We start from the raw sequence: 20,671 nt of genomic DNA, 5'->3' as shown, positions 1-20,671 counted from the left end.
CAATCGATGTGGGGGGAACGAGAAACAGCTCCGTCCGGAGGGTGATCAGATGCCAGCGAACCGGCCTCTTTCGCGCTACGCCCCGGATCAGGGACTCACCACCCGCATGGTGACGACGATGTTCCTGATCGGGCTGCTCTATGTCGTCTTCGTGGGCACGCTGCTGGCGATCCTGCGAAGCTCGTGGCCGATCATCCTGCTGATCGCGGGGGCTGTGTTCATCGCGCAGTTCTGGTTCAGCGACCGGATAGCGGCCTTCAGCATGGGCGCCCGTGAGGTCACCCCCGAGCAGGCGCCAGAACTGCACGGCGCCGTCGACCGTATCTGCGCGCTCGCCGACATGCCCAAGCCGCGCGTCGCGATCGCCCAGAGTGATGTGCCGAACGCCTTCGCCACCGGCCGCAACGAGAAGACCGCCCTGGTCTGCGCCACCACCGGTCTGCTGCGCCGCCTGGAGCCGGAGGAACTGGAAGGGGTCCTCGCGCACGAGCTCTCGCATGTCGCCCATCGCGATGTCGCGGTGATGACGATCGCGTCGTTCCTCGGTGTGCTCGCGGGCGTCATGACCCGTATCGCACTCTGGGGCGGCTTCAGCCGGGCGGACAGCGGCCGCGACCCCAACACTGCCATCGCCATGATCCTGATACCCGTGGTCAGCGCCGTCGTCTACGCGATCAGCTTCCTGCTGACCCGAGTGCTCTCCCGCTACCGCGAACTGTCCGCCGACCGTGCCGCAGCGCTGCTCACCGGCCGCCCCTCGGCGCTCGCGTCCGCGCTCACCAAGGTGACCGGCGAGATGGCCAGGATCCCGACGGAGGATCTGCGCAAGGCGGAGCCGTACAACGCCTTCTGGTTCGCGCCGGCGTTCTCCTCGAAGGAGAGCCTGGCGCGCCTGTTCTCCTCGCACCCGACGCTGGAGCAGCGCCTGGACCAACTGGCCAAGATCTCGGCACAGCTGGCCCGTCCGTAAACGCGCGAACCGGCCGACGACGACAGACGACCGACGACGACCGACGACGACCGACGACGAACTGAGGTACTTCGTGGGACTCCTCGACACCATCCTCGGCCGCAGCAAGCCCGTACGCCCCGACCTCGACCAGCTCTTCGCCCTGCCCGCCGCCGCGATCACGCTCCAGGCGGGCGCGGGGTTCATCCCCACCGGCATCGGCTCGGTCTGCTTCGCCAGCGTGGAGGGCGGCGCCTTCGCGCAACTCCAGGAGGACGTACGGGAGTTGCTCGACGCCGACACCGGTCGCGGCGGCATCCCGGTCGAGTTCAGCCAGGACGCGTACGGCTACACCTGGCTCCTCGCCCGCCACCCAGCCGACGACACGGCCTCGCTCGTCAACGATCTCCACGCGGTCAACACGCTGCTCCAGGAAGCGGGATTCGGCCCCCAGCTTCTCTGCTCCCTGATGGCCTTCCACGAGGCGGCGGGTGATCGCGCGCTGGCGCTCGTCTATCTCTACAAGCGCGGCACCTTCTACCCCTTCGCGCCGCTGCCCGGCACACCCGAGAAACGCGACAACACCCTGGAGATCCAGACCAGGGCGCTGCTCACGGACGACCTCCGCATCGAGACGGATCTGGCCCGCTGGTTCCCGGTGTGGGGTGCGCCCGGCCTCAGGGGTACAGGGACCTGAGGGCGTTCGGCGCGCGGGTTGGGTCCGGACTGGCTAGCGTGACAAACGGGGACCAATCGTCGAGCAGAAGAGAGTCAGAGCCATGGCCGCGCAACCAGAGGGCACGCCGTGCTGGGCCGATGCGATGTTCAGCGATGTCGAGGGCGCCAAGAGCTTCTACGGAGATGTGCTGGGCTGGACCTTCGGTGAGGCGTCGTCGGAGTACGGCAACTACACACAGGCGTACGCCGACGGCAAGGCGGTGGCGGCCGTCGTCCCGCCGATGCCCGGCCAGGAAGGCCAGTCGGCGTGGTGTCTGTATCTCGCGTCGCCGGACGCCGCCGCCACGGCGGGCAAGATCCGTGACAACGGGGGCACGGTGCTGATGGAGCCGATGCAGGTCGGCGACTTCGGTTCGATGCTCCTGGCCCAGGACCCGAGCGGTGTCACCTTCGGGGTGTGGCAGGCGGGTGCCCACGAGGGCTTCGAGGCGAAGGCCGTACCCGGCGCGTATGTCTGGGGCGAGGTCTTCACCCGCGAGCCAGAGAAGGCGGACGCCTTCTTCCCCGCCGTCTTCCCGTACAAGGTGCAGCGCATCGAGGACGAGTCGATGCCCGACCTGGACTTCAAACTCTTCAACCTCGGCGACGAGACGGTCCTGGGGCGGATGAAGATGACGGAGGAGTTCCCGCCCGAGGTGCCTCCGTATCTGAACGTGTACTTCACCGTCGAGGACTGCGACGCGGCAGTGGAGAGAGCGACGAAAGGCGGCGGGGTGCTGCGGTTCGGGCCGATGGGCAGCCCGTTCGGCCGGTTCGCGGCGCTGAGTGATCCGCAGGGTGCGTCGTTCTCGGTGATCGACATCAACACGACCGAGGGTGAGATGCCCAAGACCACGGACGTGACCTGAGCGGTCGCAATGTCTGCCGCTGTGCCTCTCGCGGGGGCGTACGGGAGGTACTTCAGGGGGCGCGTGCTGACGCGGGTTGCTTCCATCCCTCCACCGAGCATCAGTTACCGAAAGTGACGAATACCTCTCATTTCTGCTACGGATAGTGACCGCCCGGTCGGCCGGCCGGGCAGTGGCAGAGACGAGAGGTATTCCGATGTCGGTCGACCAAGTGCGCCCACGGCGGCGAACGCGGTGGAAGAGGAGCAGAAGCAGCAGAGTCTGAGCACGGCCGCCGCGAGGAATCTCGCGACGACGACCCCTGTGGACCCGGCCACCGGCTGCAAGATCTTCACCGCACCGGCCGCCGGACGCTACACCGTGTACGAGGCGCGCGGTGGGCGGACCGTGCTCGCCGTGTACGACCGCGCCGGAAAGACCGTCTGCGAGCAGTGGCAGTCCCCGTGCACCGTCCCCGCCGCCGGTGACTACACCCTGCTCACGGACGGCCCGACCCTTGTCCTCGACCGCGCCTCGAGTGCCGGTTGCGAGCACGTCGAACTCGGCGCCCACCAGGGGGCGTTCGCTGCGGCCGGCGAAGTCGACTGCCTGACGCTGCCGCTGCCCGAAGGCGCCCGGATGGCCGCGCTGAAGGCTCTGAACGGCCCCGAGCCGCGCCCCTCCGTCGTGGTCGTTGACGCCGACGGCGAGCAGCAGTGCACGTACGACACCCTCTCCGAAGGCACCTGCGCGCTCACCGGCAAGGCCCCGTTCCGCGCCCTGGTTTCCACTGACGACACCGATCCTCCGACCGGCTCGTACCGCATCGCACTGCACCGTACGGATGCTTCGAGCGGCTGCCCGGTCATCCCGGCGGGCGACTTCAGCAGCGTGAGCGCCTCCGCCCGGTTCAGCACGGGGAGCGGCGTCTTCTCGCACTGCCTGAGCATCCCGGCCGACGACCACAGCGGGATGGAGAATCTCCAGCTCCAGGCGGTCTCCGGCACGTCCACCGCCCAATTCTCCGTCCTGGACGCGGACGGAAAGCAGGTCTGCTCCGTCTGGCCGTCCGTCTCCACCTGGACCACGTGCGCCCTCGCCCCCGGCGTCGCGCACACCGTGCTGGTCACCGGACGCGACGTCCCCGCCACCTACACCCTGACCCGCCGCGACGTCACCGCGACCGCGAAGGGCTGCACGGACACTCCGGCGAGCGCGGTGGGCGGTCCCTCCACAGGCGGTGCGACGGCCGCACCGGGCGCACTGCTCTGCCGCCGGGTGACCACCACGGATGCCGAGGACACCCTGCACCTCAATGTCCGTGACCTGCTGGGCACCGCGAACATCCTGGCGTACGCCGCGAACGGCGACGTCGTCTGCGGTTACCGCAACAAGTCCTGCGCGGTGAGCGGTTCCACCAGCTACCAGGTCCTCGTCACCGTCCCGACGAACCTGAGGGCCGCCGACTCCTACCGCTTCGACTCCATGCGCATCGCCACGGCCGAGGGCCCGGCCGCCGAGTGCACGAGGGTCCCGAACATCAGTTACGGGTACGGCCCGATCATCGGTACCCTGGACGAGCAGAACACCGCCGTGTGCGCGGCACTGCCCACCGCGTACGACGACCGCTTCGACCTCAAGATCAGCGACACGGCGGGGGGCACCGCCACCGCCGTGCCCGCGCTGTACGACAGAAGCCTGGACAACAACTGCACGCTGTTCGTGGGCAGCGGCTACCAGTGCTATCTGAGCGAGCCGTCGTCGACGGCCGTCTCCCCGAGCATCCTGGTGGTGGGCCTGCCCGAGAAGGCGTCGGGGACCTCTTTCAGTACCGAGCTCGTCTGCACATCCGTCCCGTGCGGCACCGAGAGCAAGAGCGTCGGCACAGTGACCCCGACCACCGCTGCGAGCGGCACCAAGGCCACGGTCACCGTCACGGGCACCGTCCTGCACAAGGACGACAAGGTCCGGCTCTACGTGTCCGGCAGGAAGGTCGAGTCCACCACCACCTCGGTGTCTGCCGACCGGAGGACCTTGACCGCCGTCCTGGATCTGACCGGAGTTCCGGTGGGCACCTGGAGCCTCAGTGTCATCACCAACAACGGGTGGGAGTACCAGCAGGGCAGTTTCACCGTCACCGCGGCCGTGCTGAACAACAGCGCTGCCCCGGGCATCACCGGCACCGCGCAAGTCGGCGCCACGCTCACGGCCACGCCCGGCACGTGGGCGCCGGCCCCGGAGACGTACGTCTACCAGTGGTACGCGAACGGCAAGGCGATCGTGGGTGCCACCAAGTCCGCGCTGGTCCTCAAGTCCACCCAGCGCGGCATGAAGATCACCGTGAAGGTCACGGCCAACCGCACCGGTCACTACAGCGGTGCCGCGATCAGCAAGCCGACCGTGGCGGTCGCTCGCTGAACCGGGCAAGCGGCAGTACGGGTCGGCCCCGCCGTACATCAGGCGGGGCCGACCCGTTTCCGCAGGAGGGCGGCTTCCGTGTCGCCGCGGCCACGCGGATCCTCGACGGCTCCGAGGAGTGCGACGGAGCCGCCGTCCTCGCCGCACCGCTGGGCCGGAAGTACCCGCGTGGCCTGCTCGTCGTCCAGGACGGCCACGACACCCCGGCCGAGGGCGGGCGGGAGGCCACCGGCTTCAAGTTCGTGGATCTCGGCGATGTGATGGACGCCGTCGACGACTGATCCACGATCGGCCCGCGTCTCGTCGGCGAGTGAGCACCGGCCGGTCCCGCCGTTGTGACGGGACCGGCCCATGGGGGTAGCGGGACGTACAGAACTGGTGAACACTCGCGGAACCCCGCACGCGGCGCTCGCCTTCCCTAGGCTGGAACCGACCGGTCCAGGACGTGCGACGAGGTGGGTGGGCCGCCTCCGAGCGCGGCGCGGCCGACAGCGCCGGTCGGAGGCGAGGGATCATGGGACGTCCGACGACAGCGCGAGCATGGGGGCGCTGCGGACTGTGAGAGAGCGGATCCAGGTTTTCGGCGGGGCGGCGCTGGCCGCCGTCTATGTGCTGGGCAAGAAGCACGACACCCTCCAGCTGGCGGAATCGGCCGGAGGCTCCGGTGCCCTGTACGGGCTGTCGCCCAGCTACCCCCTGTCCTGCCGCGCTCCTGTCGTGGACGCCTTCCGGACCGGTCGCCCGCTGTGGCTGAACGCGGCGGGACTCGCCTCGTACGGCGAAAGCCCTGCCGAGACCCTGCCCGCCCCGGTTTCGCTGGGCGCGCTGCCGCTCGGAGCGAACGGCAGTCCGCTGGGCTGCCTGGTCGTCGTGGACGAGGTTCCGGACGGTTTCGACGCCGAACGGCGCAATTTCCTGGAGCTCTACGCGGACCAGGTCACCGCCTGGCTGGAAGCGGGCGGCGAACCGAGTCACGGCATCGGCCGTACGGGCCCCCGGCCGGTACTGGGACCCGCGCTGGACCGCTTCTGGGTCGGCTCGTTCACCCTGATTCTGAGCACCGGGCAGATCGACGCGGACGCCCGGGTACTCGACCTGGTCGACATCCCCCGGGACGCCTTCGACGGACGCGTGGAGACGCTGCTCGAACACACCGTCCCCGACGACCTGCCCGCGCTCATGTCCATCGTCGAGCCGGGCCATATGACCTCCGGCGGCCGCGAACTCGAATTCCGCATCCGCCGCTCCACCGGTGAACTGCGCTGGCTGCGCCTGCGGGCCCGGCGGCTTGCCGAGCGCGACGGCAAGCCGGAGCGGGTGCTCGGCGTCGTCGCCGACGCCTCGCATCTGCGGCCCAGTGCGGACGAGGTCTCCAGGGTGCAGCGGCTGTCCGTCGCGCTGGCCGGGGCGATGACCGTACGGGACGTCAGCCGGGCGGTGGTCGCCGCCCTGCGCGACCCGCTGGAAGCCGATCGGGTGGCCCTCGCCGAACTTGAGGGCGACCGGCTGGTCGTCACGGTCCTCGACCCGCCGGAACCCGATGCCTGGCCGGAGCTGTGGCGTTCGGAGTGGCGCTCGGAGTGGCCCGACGCACCCGCCCGCGCCCTGCCCACGCTGGAGGCCGCGCTGCGCGAAGGCCGTATGAGCCTGTGGACGGCGGGCTCGACCCTGGAGCCGAATCTCGCGGGCGTCGGCCCCGGCGGTCTCGCCGTCCTGCCGCTCCCGGCCGAGGGCCGGGTGATCGGCACGTGCCTGGTCGGATGGGACGAGCCGCATGCCTTCGGCCCCGAGGAGCGGTCCCTGCTCACCGCGACTGCGGGCCTGGTCGGGCAGGCCCTGGTACGGGCCCGTGCGCTCGACGCCGAGCACGAGCTGGCCACGATGCTCCAGCGCAGTCTGCTGCCCCGCAAGCTTCCGCGGCTGTCCGGCGCGGTGGCCGTCGCCCGCTATCTGCCCGCGACGGTGGGACTGGCGGTGGGCGGCGACTGGTACGACGTGATCCCGCTCTCCGAGAACCAGGTGGCCCTGGTCGTCGGGGACGTACAGGGCCACAACGCGGGCGCCGCGACGATCATGGGCCAGATGCGTACGGCCATCAGGGCCTACGCGGTGGAGGGCCACCCGCCCGACGTGGTCGTCTCGCGCGCCAATCGCCTGCTCGTCGGCATGGAGACCGACCTCTTCGCCACCTGCTGCTATGTCGCCATCGACATGGAGGAGGGCGACGCCTGGTGCGTACGGGCGGGGCATCTGCCGCCCCTGCTGCGTGCGCCGAACGGCGACACCCAGGAGGTGACGATCGAGGGCGGGCCTCCGCTGGGCGTGCTCGCGGAGGCGGAGTTCCCGATGACCACGGTCGCACTGGCCCCCGGCACGGTTCTCGCCCTGCTCACGGACGGCCTGGTCGAGTCGTCGAGCCTGCATCTGGAGGACGGCATGCGCCGCGTGTGCGACGTACTGTCCACCGCCGACCCGTCCGACGCCGGGCGGATGGCCGACGAACTGCTCGGCGGCGCCAATCGTCGCGATGACGACGTGGCCCTGCTGCTCCTGCGCTACGACGGGATAGGGGTGCGGCCGCTGCGGGCCGGCTGGGCCGTGTGGCGACTGCCCGACGCCGTCGCGCACGCACGCCGTTTCACCTCCCGCACCCTGCGCTCGTGGGGGGTGACGGACGAGACCGACGCGATCCTGCTGATCGTCTCCGAACTGGTCACCAATGCCCTGGTCCACACCCAGGGCCAGGTCCGGCTCGACCTCACTCTCGCCGGGGAGCGCATGCGGGTGGCGGTCAGCGACGCGTCGCCGCGCGCGCCCGTCAAACCGTCGAATGTGAACTGGGAGGCGACCGGCGGCCGCGGAATCATGCTGGTCGAGGCGGTGTCGGCGGCGTACGGATCGGTGCCGCTCAGCGGCGGCAAGCAGGTGTGGGCCGAACTCGTCCTGCCACGGCATGAGCCCTGACGGGACGAGTCCGGTCCCCATCGTGGGTTGCTACGGCTGCTACGGCTTCCACCAGGCGGCGGAGGCATCGCGCAGCGTGTTCGTCCCGCAGTGCACCTCGCCCTGGCCGAGGTGGTACGTGTACCAGTCGTCGAGGTACGACACCTTCATGCCCGCGCCCGTGTACGCGGCGGTCACGGCGGCCGTGAAGATGTCCTTGCGGCCGATGACCGGTCCCCACTGCCGCGGAGCCAGGTAGCGGTTCCTGCCGAGCACGATCCCGTTGACAGCCCCCGGGACGTAGGCGCTGGTCATGACGGTTTCCGGGGCCGCGGTGCCGTCGCGGTCGGGATGCTGTGCGAGCTCCTTCTGCTGGCCGTACTCCGTGACCGCGTCCGGTGCCTCACCGGCGCCCATCCGCGTCAGCCGGGGCATGAGGTCGCCCCGTTCGTCGCCCTCCGTACCGCGCGTGTACAGGGCGGGCACCCGCACAACCTCGGCGTCGGTCACGCCCGTCTCTCGCTCGAGCAGCTCCAGATTCGCTGTGATCCGCTTCGCGGCCATGGTGTTGTCGGCCACCAGCCACTTCGAGGCGAGCGCCTGGTCGATGGTCTCCTTCGGGGCGGGCATGTCCTTGCTGCCCGGCACCGAGAACATCCGCGTCTTCCCGTGCCCGGCCGTCTTCGCCTCGCGCAGCAGCCGCAGCCCGGCTTCGGGGTCGGCGATCGCGATCTTCCAGCCACGCGGGGTGTCGGCGGGCAGGAACTGCACGAACTCGTCCACGTGGCCCACATGCAGCCACGAGGTGTCCAGGAGCAGCGGGTCCTGGAAGCCCTGGGACTTCAGCAGCGTACGCATGGCCTTGGCGGGCTTCGAGCCGTTGTCCTTGCGCTCGCCCATGATGATGCGCCCGGCCGGGAAGGAACGGCCGCCATGGCTGTACGGAGGGATGGTCTCCAGGTTCCCCATCGAGTTGAGGGTCCACTCCTCCGAATCATGGACCCCGGAAACCTGCACCACTCCCACGCCGTTGCCGCGCAGCTTCTCGAACAGCTCCCGGCCCGCAGCGCGGTCCGCCTGCGCCGACCGCAGCATCACGCGCATCACCTGCTGCCGCCCACCCGGACCGGCCATGCTCACATAACCGGGCTCGACGAAGTCCTGTGCCCAGACGTCCTCGTACCTGTCGAAGGTGACCAGGGGCTTGTTGATCCCGGCCGACCTGACCGCGGCGGCGAGGCCCTTCACGAACGCCTGCTGCCTGCGCGCGTAGTCGTCCTTCCCCGGCACCTTGGTGACCATCAACTGCTGTGCGTTCTGCAGGTGGTGGTGGGTGAGCAGCGGGGCGACGCGCAGAGTGACGTCGTCCGAGGTGCTCTTCCCGCCGGAGGTCACGGTCAGCCGGATCACGGCGCGGCCGTCCCAGACCGCGCTGTCGCGTATGACGTCGGTGCTCTCGACCCCGAGCTCCACACCGGAGCGGAGCTCGGCGGCGGACAGCCTCGTCCTGGCCGTGACCAGGGCCCAGCCGGTGGAGCGCTTGAGGAACACCCGGGTGTTCTTGCCGCCGTTGACGACCCTCAGCGCACCCGTGGCGGTGGCGGGCAGCTTCGCCATCGGCAGGGAACGCACCCGTGCCAGATCGGCCGCGTCGTCGGCGCCGTTCACCTTGGCGTCGGCGGCGTCGTTGCAGGCGGCGAGCTTGGAGTCCGGCAGCGGCTTGCCGCCGGGGCCCTTGACCGCACAACGCTGGCTGTCGTCATCGATGTTGGGCAGAAAGACGGCGCCCCTCCCGGCGGTCCAACTGTCCTCTCCGTCGGTGTCGGTGGCGCCGGTGACATCCACCCGCCCGTCCCGGTTCACATCCGCCCGAAGGTCGACCTGTGACGACGGCTCGACGGCGAACGCCGGTGCAACGGGCGCCAGTACGGCCCCGATCGCGGTGATGGCCAGCGCGGCCCGTCTCGTACGGCTCGTACTCACGGTGCGTCCCTTCCTGAGGTTCGGATTCCGAGCCGGAAGAGGGCGTGGGTGAGTGGTCCGTTGCCTGTGGGTGCCGGGATCTAGGGGGTGACCACGCGGGCGGGCGCCGCCGCGGCGGCGGACAGTTGCACGGCCACGGCCCTCGAGACCGTGGTGATACGTGTCCGAACGAGCACCAGCGGCACGGCACTTGCCCAGCTCAACAAGGGGGAGAGTGCTCCGTCACCCTGCCAGATGTACCCAGATGTACTACGGCGGGTCGTACACGAAGTGCGGAATCACCAGCAAGCGCTGGGTCGAGGTCACCAGGCACGGGGTGACCGGCTATGTGGTCGGCACCTGCGTCAAGCAGCCCTGAGCCGAGCGGTCCGCCTCTGTGAAGCCCCGGACCGGAAGATCCGGGGCTGGTCGGGGTGCTACTCGCCGATGCGTACGAGCGCGAGCGTGATGTTGTCCGGGCCTCCGGCCTCGATCGCGGCCTTCCACAGCTCGAAGGCCGCCCTGCCGTCGTCGTGCACCCGCAGCAGGTCCTCGATCACATCGTCCGGCAAGGGGTCGGTCAGTCCGTCCGTGCAGATCAGGTAACGATCGCCGGTGGCCAGCGCGGAGGCCGTCACATGGGCCGTGACGGCGCTGAATTCCAGTCTGCCGCCGAGCGTCTGTGTGACGGCCGACGTGGTGCGCCGACCCGGCGCCGGCGGCGGGCTGTCGTCCACGCTGACCTGGCGAAGCCCGTCCTGAGCCGCGTCGTACACCCTGTACACCTTGCTGTCGCCGACATTGAACGTCAGCAGAGACTCCGCGAGCACGACGGCACCCGCGACCGTGGTCCCCATGGTGGCCAGTTCGGGCCGGCCGCCGGCGGCCGCGTACACCGACTCATTGCACACGTCGAGCGCGTCACGGAGGGCCTCCTCGGCACCCAAGGAGGGCCCGAACGAGGCGAGTTGACGGGCGACCAGCGCACTGGCGACCTCCCCGGCCGGCTGCCCGCCGAGCCCGTCGGCGACCGCGACGACAAGCGGGTTGCCGAGCGGGAACACCAAGGTCTGGGGATTCTCGGTCACGGTGCCGCACAGGGTCCACGGTCCGACGACGAGACTGTCCTCGTTGTGTTCGCGGATCAGCCCGACGTGGCTCAAGGCAGTCACGGCGATGAACGGCACTGGACGGTCCCGCCTCTCCACTGGGCAGGCGCTTGCTCCTCACCACCATTGTGACGCGGGAGGGGAGCCGGGGCAGAGCGCAGGGCCCCGTGACGAGCGAACCGGTCGGCCGGGGGCGCGGCCCGCCTCAGATTCCTGGCGCCGCCTGCACTGTCCCGGCCGCGATCGCGGCCGTCAGCGCGGCATGGTCGGCGACGGTCCGATCCGCGTACCTCATCGCGAACTCGGCGACGGCGCGGTCGAAGGTGTCACCGCTGCCGAGATACGAGGCGATCGCGATGCGGTCGCCCGTGCGGGCGTGGGCGTGCGCGAGTGCCGTGCCGCACAGCCGTGCGTAACGCCGCAGCATGCCCGGGTCCATGCCCTCGATGTCGGCCGAGCGCTTCATGTCGCGCAGCTGACGCCAGTAGAAATGGCGCCCGTGCGGGCCCTGACCCAGCCGAGGAAAATGTCGCTGGCCGCCTGGAGCAGCAGCTGCCCGGCAACGACACGGTGCCCGTGGTGGTCGTACGCGCTGGGATGCAGATGCTCCTCCAGTACGGACGGTCCCGCCTCCTTGATCTGGAGGAAGAGCGGGTCGTCAGCGTCCCGCCCGGCCAGCAGGGCGATGTAGCAGCGCGTACCGACGCTGCCGACGCCCACGACCTTGCGGGCGACGTCGACGACGCGGAAGCGGTCCAGCAGCCTGCGCCGGTCCTCGGCGAGTGTGGAGCGGTAGTCGGCGAACACCTTGCGGACGGTCGCCTGGTCCAGCGCAGCCGCCGGTTCGAGCAGTGGCGGGTCGCTGATGATCCTGCGCCGGCCGTCCACGGTCTCCGTGAGCTTGTTCAGGGCGTGGAGGCTGGTGCGGCGCCGGGCACGCTCGAGGTTCGACTCCACCTGTTCGCGGTCCTTGGACCCCAGGAGCGGGAGGACTTCGCGGGTGTCGATGCGCGTGTACCAGACGGCGAGTTCGCCCGCCTCCGCGAGAGAGCGCATGGTCCTGCGGTACGACTTCACGGCGGCGGTGGCCGCGCGGCGCGCCTGTGGGTCGGCGTGCATGTTCTCCAGGGACGCGACGGCGACGCTCGCGGCGAGACGCTTGACGTCCCATTCGAAGGGGCCGGGCAGCGTCTCGTCGAAGTCGTTGAGGTCGAAGAGCAGGGCCCGCTCGGGTGAGCCGTACATGCCGAAGTTCAACAGGTGGGCGTCACCGCAGAGTTGGACGGTGAGCCCGGTGTTCGGCAGCGCGGCGAGGTCGGCGGCCAGGACGGCCGCGGCACCGCGCAGAAACGCGAAGGGCGAGGCGGCCATCCGCCCGTACCGCAGGGGCAGCAGCTCCGGCAAACGATCGGCGGCCTGCCGCACCAGAACCTGCACCGGCTCGGGCCGATCGGCATTCGGCGCCCAGACCCCGTGCGCCGAGCGGGGAACGTCCTTGCGCGCGGCCTTTCCGTCGCGGGCCCGCTCGGCCGGTGTCGTCATGACGGTCTCCCTGCGGCCACGCTCATCCTCCGGCGGTACGCCACTCAAGGGGTGGAGATGGCTTCAGTGAACGCCACGGGCACAAAAGCCGCATCCCGGAGCGAGGCCGGGTCGGGTCCCCGTGTGGTGATGCGCCAGAAATCGAACACGTGATTGAATTTCGGCCATGCCCCACGCCGCCTTCCCACCCGACCTCGTGCAGGCCCAGCGCGACTGGAACCGGACGTACGCACTGCTCGCCGAGCACCAGCTCCACACCACGGTGCTACGCCGCCGATTGCTGGACCTGTCGTCCCGACTGGTCCGGCATCCGTTCTGGACCACCGAACACGGCCGGTCGCCGGCAGCCCGGGTGGAGCTGCGCCGCCAGGTCCGCGCACAGGAGGTCCGCGCACAGGAGGAGGAAGGGGAGCCCCATGGTCGATCACCTCACCGAGCGACAGGAGAGCATCCTGCGCTGCATCAGGGAGTGGATCGCTGAGCACGGGGAAGGCCCCACGATCCGGGAGATCGGTGAGCGCGTCGGCCTGTCGAGCACATCGTCGGTGGCGTATCAGCTCCGCCGGCTGGAACGGGCCGGACTGATCCGCCGGACCGGATGGAGCTGGCGTTCCTGTCGCATGGGCAACTGACCATGGCGCTCACGCGATCAGTTGTTGGCGTTCAGGACGTGGCCCCCTGTCCCCGAGTCCCCCGGCGTGCCGCTCACCGAACGGCCCAACGCGGCCGCCGCCCGCGCGAACTTCGCGGCATCCACCACGGCCGCGCCGCCCACGTCGTTGTTGAAGTACACGTACACATCGTCCTCGTCCGGCCAGGCGTCGGCGATGCGCCGGGCCCAGGACGTCAACGCCTGGCGGCCGTAGCGCGGCGGCGGCTCGGCGGCGCCGCCGTGGAAGCGCACGTATCCCCATGACGCCGTACGCCACAGCGGCGTCACCGGGCGGGACCCCCGATCCGCCCAGCACAGGGCGCTGCCGTGCCGTTCCAGCACCGCCCGGAGTTCCCGCTCAGCCTCCCACCACGAGGTGTGCCGGAATTCGACGGCCACTCGGACCGAGTCGGGAAAGCACCTCAGGCAGGCGTCCAGAGCTGCGATGTTCTCCCGGAAGTTGGGCGGCAGTTGGAGCAGGACGGGACCCAGCCGGTCGCCGAGGCCCTCGGCGTGGTCCATCAGCCGGCGCACCGGCTCCTCGGGGTCGTGCAGCCGCTTCACGTGGGTCAGATAGCGGCTGGCCTTGACCGCCATGACGAACCCCTCCGGCGTCCGCTCCCGCCAGGCGGTGAAGATCTCCTTGGTGGGGAGCCGGTAGAAGGCGTTGTTGTTCTCCACGGTGGCGAAGTGCCGGGCGTACTCCTCCAGCCACAGCCGCTGCGGTTGCTCCGGCGGATAGAGAACGCCGCGCCAGTCCTTGTACTGCCATCCCGAGGTTCCGACGAGCAGGGCCATGATCATGATTTACCTCATGCTGGGCCTGCACGTGCCCTGCGCGCGATGAGACTCGCGGTTGGAGTACTCCGCCTGCTGTCCCGGCGGCCTTACGGCGATCCCGTCGAGTCGGCCCAGGACGGCCCGGAGCGCGTCCTCGTTCAAGGCCGCGTAGGGATCGCGGCCGGTCAGGCCTGGTGGCAGTCGTGGCAGGCCCGAGGTATGGTCCGCCACCCGATCTCAATGTAGGCGGCCGGATCGTGCCCGTGCTCGGCCAACGGCGGAGCCGAGCTGCTGAGTACACAGACGGGAACGGGCCGCAGGGACAGGGCCGCCATCAGGACTGCGCCCACTCGTGGAGAACAGCCTCGCGTTCGGCCGGGCGCGGACTCTTCCGCTCACCGTACGCACGACCCCATTCAATGAGGACCGCCGGGCTGAGATTCGTGGCGACGAAGCGGTCCAGCACCTGATGCGACAGCTCCACCTCGCGGGGGGTGTACGCACCGGCCGCCGCCGAGTACGTGACCAATTCGGCTACACCGTCCGATGCTTCGACCCGTACGGTCATCTCGGCGGGACCGGATCAGGAAGGGCAGGGACAACTCGACCCGGGTCCGGTCGATCATGTGTGGACGGCCCAGCGCGCGGGCGAGGTCGTAGCCGTGGCCGAGCATGTGCGTCAGCAGGTACGAGCCCAGTTCGGCCTGGCTCATCGGGCCAAGGGGGGTGGCCAGCGTCCCCTCCGCCGAGCGCTCGTCCGCTGCTGTCCGGCCCACCGCTGTCCGGCCCACCGCTGTCCGGTCCGCCGCTGTGAGGAATGCGGCAGCCTGCGCCACGATCATCTCGGCCAGCGGACCGGCCTCGCGCTCGTCGAACTCGGCCAGCGCGCGTTCATTGGCCGCTGCCAGGCTCTGCGCGGTGCCGTCGCCGTGGGCGCGCTCGTGCCCCGCCGCGATATCGGCCATCAGCTCGTTGGCCTGCGCCAGATGCGCGGCCGCCGCCCCGACGCTCCACTCCGACCCGGGTACCGGAACGCTCGTGTCGCCAACCCCGCGCAGCAGCGCGGCGATGTCCTCGGCGGTGCCGCGTATCGCGTCACCGAGTCCCTCAGGCAGAGTGCCCCGTACGTCCTGCCCAGCCACTGGTGCCACGCCTCTTCCGTCCTCACCTTCGTACCGACAGCGGATCGCCCGTCCCGCCGGCGACCTGCGGGATCGCTCGCGGTACACAATCAGGGGGCGGGGCCCGCGGCAAGAGCTCGTCCGGCGGTTCACTCGCCTCGTACCGCCTGAAGCCGCGCTGAAGCCCACCGCCCGCAAGCTCTGCGGCATGACTTCGAACCAATGCCTCACCCCGACCCCGTCCAGCGCGACGCCCGTCGAGTGGCTGGCCGCGGCAGGGATCCTGACCCTGACCGCCTTCGCGCTCACCTGGGTTGCGGTCGGCCTCGGCCTGAAGAGCCCACGGTGATCTCCTGGTCTCGGAAGGAGACCCACGTCAGCAGCGTCAGCTCGATGGTCACCGGAGAAGGTTAGCCAGCGGCGGTGTGCGCCGCTCTGGCGCGCAGCATTGCGGTGCTCGACTGCTTTTGGAAGGCTGCTGTGGTGAAGATCGATCTGCCCGACCTCGTCGAGGAGCTGCTCGCCGGCCCTCGTCCGCTGCCGATCGTGGCTGCAGGTGACCCGGTACTGCGACGCCGAACACTTCCGGTTGAGGGGCAGTTGGGATCTGAGCAACTGAACCGCCTCATCACGGCGATGCGGGAAACGATGCACGCAGCTCCAGGAGTGGGCCTGGCCGCTCCCCAAGTGGGGATCCCTTTGCAGATTGCCGTCGTGGAGGATCCGGCCGACGTAAGTCCCGAGGTGCGGGAAGTCCGCGGTCGCGTGCCCTTGCCCTTTCGGGTTCTGATCAATCCGACGTACGAGCCCGCAAGCGACCAGCGCATCGCATTCTTCGAAGGTTGCCTGAGCGTTCCCGGCTGGCAGGCGGTCGTGGTCCGCCATGCCCGTGTCCGCCTCCGCGGCCTGGACGAGAAGGGGCAGGTCCTGGACGAGGAGGTCGCAGGATGGCCCGCGCGAATTGTCCAGCACGAGACGGACCACTTGGGCGGCACGCTCTATATCGACCGGGCCGAGACCCGGTCATTTTCCTCCGCTGCGGCAGTCGCCGAACGCTGGAATCAGCCTGCACCTGACGCCGCGGCGCAGGCGCTGGATTTCCGGCTGCCCAGCCGGCTGCCCGGCCAGGACTAGGGCCTGTCGTTCGGATCTTGCCGGGCTCGCGTGCCCTGGCGCGCACTCCCCCGTAGCCCTTCGGACACGGGAGGAGCCCCCACGCTGCGTTGCGTCAGTCGCCGACGCTCCGCGTCGGCTCCTTCCTCCGCCTTGCGATCGCACGCACCGCAGTGACATCAGCCGCTCCGCGGCGGGCCGCTCACTGATCCGGCCTGATCCAAACGACAGGCCCTAGATCGACCCGGCTTCCGGACCATGTCCCCAAGCCGATGACAACGGAGCGATCAGCCGAGGCACACAACGATCAGGCACACCTGCGTCGGTGATGTCGGATCGCCCGCAGACGTTGTCGGCAAAGGGTTCACAGTCGACGAGCCTGCGGCAGGGCGTTCGTGGGAGGCGGGCGCGGTCGTCGCCGGGGCCGGGGCGGCGGCGTTGCCAACGGGCGTCGCCTTGACCGGATCGGGCGTGATGGGCGGCGTTGCGCTCGGGGTCGCGAGGGGGTGGGCCGTCGCGGCGGTTTTCACCTGCCGGCTCGTCGTCGCAGCGGAAGGCGCAGTGCGCGGCATGGCGGCGGTGGTGCTCTGCTGGTGGCCGGCTGCCGTGGGCGGGCGAGTGCTGGGATGCCGCGAAACCGGGGCGTCCGGTTGCTCCGACGCCCCGTCGGTGGTCGCTGACCCGGGCGTGATCGCGGTCACCGGATCCGGCGGTGAGGCTGCGTGTGTGTGGCTGCTGGAAGGCCTGGTGCTCGGCAGCGCAGCAACGGTCAGGCCGCCACCGACAATGGCAACGGCCGTCGCGGCCACGGCCCGACGCTTGTTCTTCTTCCAACGTGCCAGCTGCCGCCGCCGAGCCGCCCGGCCCTGCCCGGTGGAGGCGGCGCCTTCGTTGTCGCTGGACGCATCAGTGCCCGATGCATCCGCCGTCGCGTCTCCATAGGCGTCGCCGCCTATCGGCGTGGCACCGGAGTGATGAGTACGGGGGAAGGGCCGCGGAGGGGGGACCTCCTGCGCGCGCCATGCCTGCCCCATCGTGGCGGCGGCGGCGCCCGCGCTGTGGCGGCGCTGGGCAGGCGGGGCAATGTCCGGAGCGTACGCGCCGCACCCTGGGCACACGAGTGCACCATTGAGGTTCCGGCGGCACGTGGAGCAGTAGTCCATCTGCGATCTTTCTGTGCTGACTGCGCCGCCAGGGACGCCGGCGACCTGTTTCGAGTTCGCACGCGGGATCGAGTGGCCAGTAACGCTAGCGGCCCCCGCCGAAGGTGATGCGCAGCCCTTGTGATGCTGCTGCAAAGATCTACTGGTGGTTGCGCTTCGTACTCCCGGACATGTCGTCACGAATCCCGGGATGAGGGGCTGGGCTTTGCGGCGTGCCCTTCGTCGGCGCATCTCGCTGGGACCATGACGCCGGTCGTGAGGCCCGCGACATCCTGCACCGTCTGATGACGGACCTCACGACATGGATGACGCGCACGACCCGAATTCGGTCAGAGGCGGCGTACCCGTGCAGCAATCCCATGACCGAGCAGAAGGTAAATCACGGCGGGCAAGCCGTAATTGAGGAAAACCCGCAGACCTTCGGTCTCCATGGTGAAGATGTCCTGGGACCAGCCGGCGAGCCAGTCCGCCATGCCGTGCACAAAGCCGACGAAGACATTTCCCTGGTTGGCCTCAAGCAGGTACAGCAGGATCCACAGGCCCAGAAAGCCTGCAGCGATGTCCGCGATCGTATGGATGACCAAGGCTGCCCGGTCTGCTCCGGCGCCGTCCCGATTACGCCCGTAGGCGTCCCGGTTGCGGTCATTGGGGTTGTAGGTGTCATTTACGGGCAGGGGTTCACGGGGATTGTTCATGCCCTCCCTGCTTGCCTCGCCCGAGTGCGCGAAACCTCTCTCAAACCTGCGATTTCATATCGGCTTCGGGCTCAGATCCAACTCGGTGGCGACAACGGCGTGGGCGGTTCGCGGGCGAGGTCGGCCATGTCTCTGAACATGCGCGGCCCGGTTGCGCGCGGCTGGGCAGATCCTCAGGATGACCGGCATGGCACGTGACGTTCTGTGGTCGGCCGTGGCCGACAGGCTCCGCGATCCCCGCAGCTACTGGCTCCACACAACCGGCGCGGGCGGCGCACCGCATGTCGCGCCGGTGTGGGGTGTCGAACTCGACGGGGTCCTCTACTTCTACAGCGAGCGCCGGACCCGCAAGGCACGGAACATCGCCGCGGACCCCCGGGTGGTGGTCAACCTGGAGAACGCCGAGGACGTCGTCATCGTGCACGGTCGTGCTGACGACCTCGGGGCGCCTGCGGAGCACAGCGAGGTGCTCGCCGCCTTCGAAGACAAGTACAGCGCGCCGGGCGACGCGCAATACCTCCCGTCGAACGATCCAGCCTTCGACGTGCTCTGGGCTCTGGTGCCCGAATCCGCCCAGATGTGGGAGCTCGCCAACTATGAGGCATCCCAGCGCCGTTGGAAGGCTTGAGCGCTCAGGCCCCGCGGGCGGTCCGCCGGTTCGACATCACCAGAACCATCCCGGGGTCACCGAGTAGGTGGGAACCACGTAGTCGCATACGCCTTCCGACCACCCTTGGGCCGCCACTCTCCGAGCTGCCCGCTCGCCGTGGGCGTCAACTCCGTCCGCTGCCACGACAAGCCCGATGACGGCAATGACGCAGACAACGGAGGGCAGCACTGTGCGCGGCTTGAGCCAAGCAAGGAGGAATCCAGCGGCCACGGCGGAGAGGAAGGCCGCCAGCACGAGGAAGAGGGCCACATTGGTGAAGTGATCAACCGAAGGAGAGACGTGGCAAAAGATGTATTCGCGGCCACCAAGCAGACGCTCTCCGAGCGCTGCGAGACTCAGCAGCACGCCGATTCCAGCGACTTGCACCGGCCGCAACCGGGCCCTCGTGCCGGTATCTGTGCCGCTTTTGCTCACGCCTGCCCCCCACACCGATGAGCCGTCACACCGCCGCCGACACGGTACCGCGCGGGGTGCTGCCTCCCTGTGTTCCCGGTGAGCGCAGCGGGAAGGAGTGGCGCGGCGGCTTCGATGGCGCGGTTTTTCTCACGCGCCTGGTCGGGCTCCGGTGCCAGATTGCCCGGTACTGCCGTAACCCGCATCAGGAGTTCGAATGGGCGGCTTCGGTCGGGTTCTTCGCCGTTGTGGTGGGTCGGTACCGTACGTTTACGCCCGCCGTAGGGTCGCCTTCGCCGACCCGGTGGAGGCGGATCGGCTCACTGCCAGGGTTGTCGTACAGCCGGATGCCCTCGCCGAGCAGGATCGGTGCGATGTGCAGGTCGATCTCGTCGATCAGTCCCAGTTCGAGAAGCTGACGGCCGATGGCCGGCGAGAACACCTCGAGGTTCTTGCCGCCGGCCGCCGCCAGCCCGATCCGCACCGCCTCGGCCGGGCCACAGTTTCAGTGGAGGCGGGCCTCGGGGGAGGGTTACGGGCGGCGTCCCCTCGCGGAGATCATCGGGGCGGTGGCCACGTCTAGGCGTCCGGTGGCGACGTTCGCCAGGTGGCGGTCGATCTCCTCGTCGGTGGCGAGCCCTTGCGCCACCAGACGGCGGCGGATCTGCCGCACGGTCGCGGCCTCAAGGACGGCACATGCAGGCGAGGTGATCGGGAAGTATGCGTCGGCCTGAACGTCGTCCAGACCGGCCTCACGCAGCAGCCTGGGCAGGGTTCGCCCGTACGCGAGGTCCGCGCCGCGTGCTGCCATCAAGGTGCGGAAGCCGGATCGCAACCGGTTGGCGAGCTGCTGTTCGGGACCCGACTCGTCCGGACACAACAGCGGCTGCAACGCCGGGTCGGCGTCCTCCAGGAGCAGCCAGCCGCCGGGCCGCAGCGCCTGGACCATCTGGCGCAGCGCCTCGGTGCGGTCGGTGACGTGTACCAGGACCAGCCGGGCGTGGACGAGGTCGAAGCCGCCGGGCGGCGGCGGTTCGGCCGCCACGTCGTGGCGCAGCACCTCGATCACGCCACCGGCGATGTCCCGGGTCCAGGACACGTCGATGTCGGTGGCGATCACCGTTCCCGCGGGGCCGACTCGCTCGGCCAGCCCGAGGGGTACGGACGGACCACCGGCACCGACCTCCCAGCACCGCATGCCGGCAGCGATCCCGAGCTGGTCGACGTGCCGGAAGGTCACCGGATCGAACAACTCGCTGAGGGCGTCGAATCGGATCCCAGCCTCCGATTGCTGGTTGTCCAGCAGGTAGCCGTGATCCGTGTCGTGCTCAGCCATGTGGCGATTCTGGCAGAGGGGCAGTCGGGCCGGTCGCCGGGTTCTGGGCCCGCGGTCTCCTGGAACAGCCTCTGGATCCGGAGAGCCCGTGTCCTGTGCATCAAAGTTTGATCGTTGTCACCGAAGGCTGATGACCACCAGGTTCGTGCCACCGAACGTTGAGTGACTGGGGGTGTTCGGGGCCAGGGGTGACCTCCCGGCAGTGGATGAGGTGAACGTCGTCGCAGTGGTCCCTGCTGCGGCGCGGGAGGGAAGACGCA

Annotated in this window: 15 protein-coding genes and 4 pseudogenes; 10 read left to right on the top strand and 9 right to left on the bottom strand. The window is 69.6% G+C overall.

Annotated features, from left to right (window positions below; genetic code table 11):
- The first annotated feature begins 49 nt into the window (after positions 1–49).
- The 6 genes and pseudogenes from htpX (at position 50) to ABZS64_RS04400 (ending at position 7,896) form a co-directional block, all read left to right on the top strand.
- Positions 50–970 (top strand): zinc metalloprotease HtpX, encoded by a 921-nt coding sequence (gene htpX / locus ABZS64_RS04425; RefSeq protein WP_355822969.1) that lies wholly within the window; start codon positions 50–52, stop codon positions 968–970.
- A gap of 73 nt (positions 971–1,043) precedes the next feature.
- Positions 1,044–1,646 carry a hypothetical protein gene (locus ABZS64_RS04420; RefSeq protein ID WP_355822967.1) on the top strand — a complete coding sequence of 201 codons (603 nt, stop codon included), beginning with the start codon at positions 1,044–1,046 and terminating at the stop codon, positions 1,644–1,646.
- 82 nt (positions 1,647–1,728) lie between these two features.
- Positions 1,729–2,535, top strand: a complete 807-nt coding sequence (locus ABZS64_RS04415; RefSeq protein WP_355822965.1) for a VOC family protein — start codon at positions 1,729–1,731, stop codon at positions 2,533–2,535.
- 276 nt (positions 2,536–2,811) lie between these two features.
- Positions 2,812–4,932, top strand: a pseudogene (locus ABZS64_RS04410) (hypothetical protein); the annotation flags it as partial.
- 65 nt (positions 4,933–4,997) lie between these two features.
- Positions 4,998–5,213, top strand: a pseudogene (locus ABZS64_RS04405) (phytase); the annotation flags it as partial.
- A gap of 259 nt (positions 5,214–5,472) precedes the next feature.
- A complete protein-coding gene (locus ABZS64_RS04400) occupies positions 5,473–7,896 on the top strand; it encodes a SpoIIE family protein phosphatase (protein WP_355822964.1) in 2,424 nt (807 codons plus the stop codon).
- Between the two features lie 39 nt (positions 7,897–7,935).
- On the opposite strand, the gene ABZS64_RS04395 is transcribed toward ABZS64_RS04400, so the two are convergent.
- The 3 genes and pseudogenes from ABZS64_RS04395 to ABZS64_RS04385 form a co-directional block, all read right to left on the bottom strand.
- Complete coding sequence (locus ABZS64_RS04395) at positions 7,936–9,858, bottom strand: protein-arginine deiminase domain-containing protein (RefSeq protein WP_355822962.1); 1,923 nt, start codon at positions 9,856–9,858, stop codon at positions 7,936–7,938.
- A 416-nt stretch (positions 9,859–10,274) separates the two neighbouring features.
- Complete coding sequence (locus ABZS64_RS04390) at positions 10,275–11,024, bottom strand: protein phosphatase 2C domain-containing protein (RefSeq protein WP_355822960.1); 750 nt, start codon at positions 11,022–11,024, stop codon at positions 10,275–10,277.
- 127 nt (positions 11,025–11,151) lie between these two features.
- Positions 11,152–12,488 (bottom strand): annotated as a pseudogene (locus ABZS64_RS04385) (DUF2252 domain-containing protein).
- Positions 12,489–12,904: 416 nt separating this feature from the next.
- Here ABZS64_RS04385 and ABZS64_RS04380 point away from each other — a divergent pair.
- Positions 12,905–13,120, top strand: a complete 216-nt coding sequence (locus ABZS64_RS04380; RefSeq protein ID WP_355822958.1) for a MarR family transcriptional regulator — start codon at positions 12,905–12,907, stop codon at positions 13,118–13,120.
- A 17-nt stretch (positions 13,121–13,137) separates the two neighbouring features.
- Here ABZS64_RS04380 and ABZS64_RS04375 read toward each other — a convergent pair whose 3' ends face one another.
- Positions 13,138–13,938: a DUF72 domain-containing protein gene (locus tag ABZS64_RS04375; RefSeq protein WP_355823409.1), complete on the bottom strand. Its 801-nt coding sequence runs from the start codon at positions 13,936–13,938 to the stop codon at positions 13,138–13,140.
- 398 nt (positions 13,939–14,336) lie between these two features.
- Positions 14,337–15,071, bottom strand: a complete 735-nt coding sequence (locus tag ABZS64_RS04370) for a maleylpyruvate isomerase family mycothiol-dependent enzyme (RefSeq protein ID WP_355822957.1) — start codon at positions 15,069–15,071, stop codon at positions 14,337–14,339.
- A gap of 211 nt (positions 15,072–15,282) precedes the next feature.
- On the opposite strand from ABZS64_RS04370, the pseudogene ABZS64_RS04365 reads away from it, so the two are divergent.
- A pseudogene (locus ABZS64_RS04365) lies at positions 15,283–15,384 on the top strand (ABC transporter permease); the annotation flags it as partial.
- Between the two features lie 137 nt (positions 15,385–15,521).
- Positions 15,522–16,175: a peptide deformylase gene (def, locus tag ABZS64_RS04360; RefSeq protein WP_355823406.1), complete on the top strand. Its 654-nt coding sequence runs from the start codon at positions 15,522–15,524 to the stop codon at positions 16,173–16,175.
- A gap of 1,471 nt (positions 16,176–17,646) precedes the next feature.
- On the opposite strand, the gene ABZS64_RS04355 is transcribed toward def, so the two are convergent.
- Positions 17,647–18,012, bottom strand: coding sequence for a hypothetical protein (locus ABZS64_RS04355; protein WP_355822955.1), 366 nt, complete (start codon positions 18,010–18,012; stop codon positions 17,647–17,649).
- 187 nt (positions 18,013–18,199) lie between these two features.
- Between ABZS64_RS04355 and ABZS64_RS04350 the strand changes: the two genes are divergently transcribed.
- On the top strand, positions 18,200–18,640 hold the full coding sequence (locus tag ABZS64_RS04350) for a pyridoxamine 5'-phosphate oxidase family protein (protein ID WP_355822953.1): 441 nt from the start codon (positions 18,200–18,202) through the stop codon (positions 18,638–18,640).
- Positions 18,641–18,676: 36 nt separating this feature from the next.
- On the opposite strand, the gene ABZS64_RS04345 is transcribed toward ABZS64_RS04350, so the two are convergent.
- The 3 genes from ABZS64_RS04345 to ABZS64_RS04335 all read right to left on the bottom strand — a co-directional run bounded on the left by ABZS64_RS04345 (position 18,677) and on the right by ABZS64_RS04335 (position 20,411).
- On the bottom strand, positions 18,677–19,096 hold the full coding sequence (locus ABZS64_RS04345) for a hypothetical protein (protein ID WP_355822951.1): 420 nt from the start codon (positions 19,094–19,096) through the stop codon (positions 18,677–18,679).
- 184 nt (positions 19,097–19,280) lie between these two features.
- On the bottom strand, positions 19,281–19,559 hold the full coding sequence (locus tag ABZS64_RS04340; RefSeq protein WP_355822949.1) for a dihydrofolate reductase family protein: 279 nt from the start codon (positions 19,557–19,559) through the stop codon (positions 19,281–19,283).
- 48 nt (positions 19,560–19,607) lie between these two features.
- A complete protein-coding gene (locus ABZS64_RS04335) occupies positions 19,608–20,411 on the bottom strand; it encodes a methyltransferase domain-containing protein (RefSeq protein ID WP_355822947.1) in 804 nt (267 codons plus the stop codon).
- Between the last annotated feature and the right edge of the window lie 260 nt (positions 20,412–20,671).

The sequence above is a fragment of the Streptomyces sp. NPDC005408 genome, assembly GCF_040606445.1.
Lineage (GTDB): Bacteria > Actinomycetota > Actinomycetes > Streptomycetales > Streptomycetaceae > Streptomyces.
This window is presented reverse-complemented; position numbering and strand designations above follow the sequence as displayed.

What these genes read in the sequence shown, in the direction of transcription:
- ABZS64_RS04380 (WP_355822958.1), top strand. Translation starts at nt 12,905, where the DNA reads ATGGTCGATCACCTCACCGAGCGACAGGAGAGCATCCTGCGCTGCATC.
- ABZS64_RS04355 (WP_355822955.1), bottom strand. Translation starts at nt 18,012, where the DNA reads ATGAACAATCCCCGTGAACCCCTGCCCGTAAATGACACCTACAACCCC.
- ABZS64_RS04375 (WP_355823409.1), bottom strand. Translation starts at nt 13,938, where the DNA reads ATGGCCCTGCTCGTCGGAACCTCGGGATGGCAGTACAAGGACTGGCGC.
- ABZS64_RS04335 (WP_355822947.1), bottom strand. Translation starts at nt 20,411, where the DNA reads ATGGCTGAGCACGACACGGATCACGGCTACCTGCTGGACAACCAGCAA.
- htpX (WP_355822969.1), top strand. Translation starts at nt 50, where the DNA reads ATGCCAGCGAACCGGCCTCTTTCGCGCTACGCCCCGGATCAGGGACTC.
- ABZS64_RS04400 (WP_355822964.1), top strand. Translation starts at nt 5,473, where the DNA reads ATGGGGGCGCTGCGGACTGTGAGAGAGCGGATCCAGGTTTTCGGCGGG.
- ABZS64_RS04350 (WP_355822953.1), top strand. Translation starts at nt 18,200, where the DNA reads ATGGCACGTGACGTTCTGTGGTCGGCCGTGGCCGACAGGCTCCGCGAT.
- ABZS64_RS04415 (WP_355822965.1), top strand. Translation starts at nt 1,729, where the DNA reads ATGGCCGCGCAACCAGAGGGCACGCCGTGCTGGGCCGATGCGATGTTC.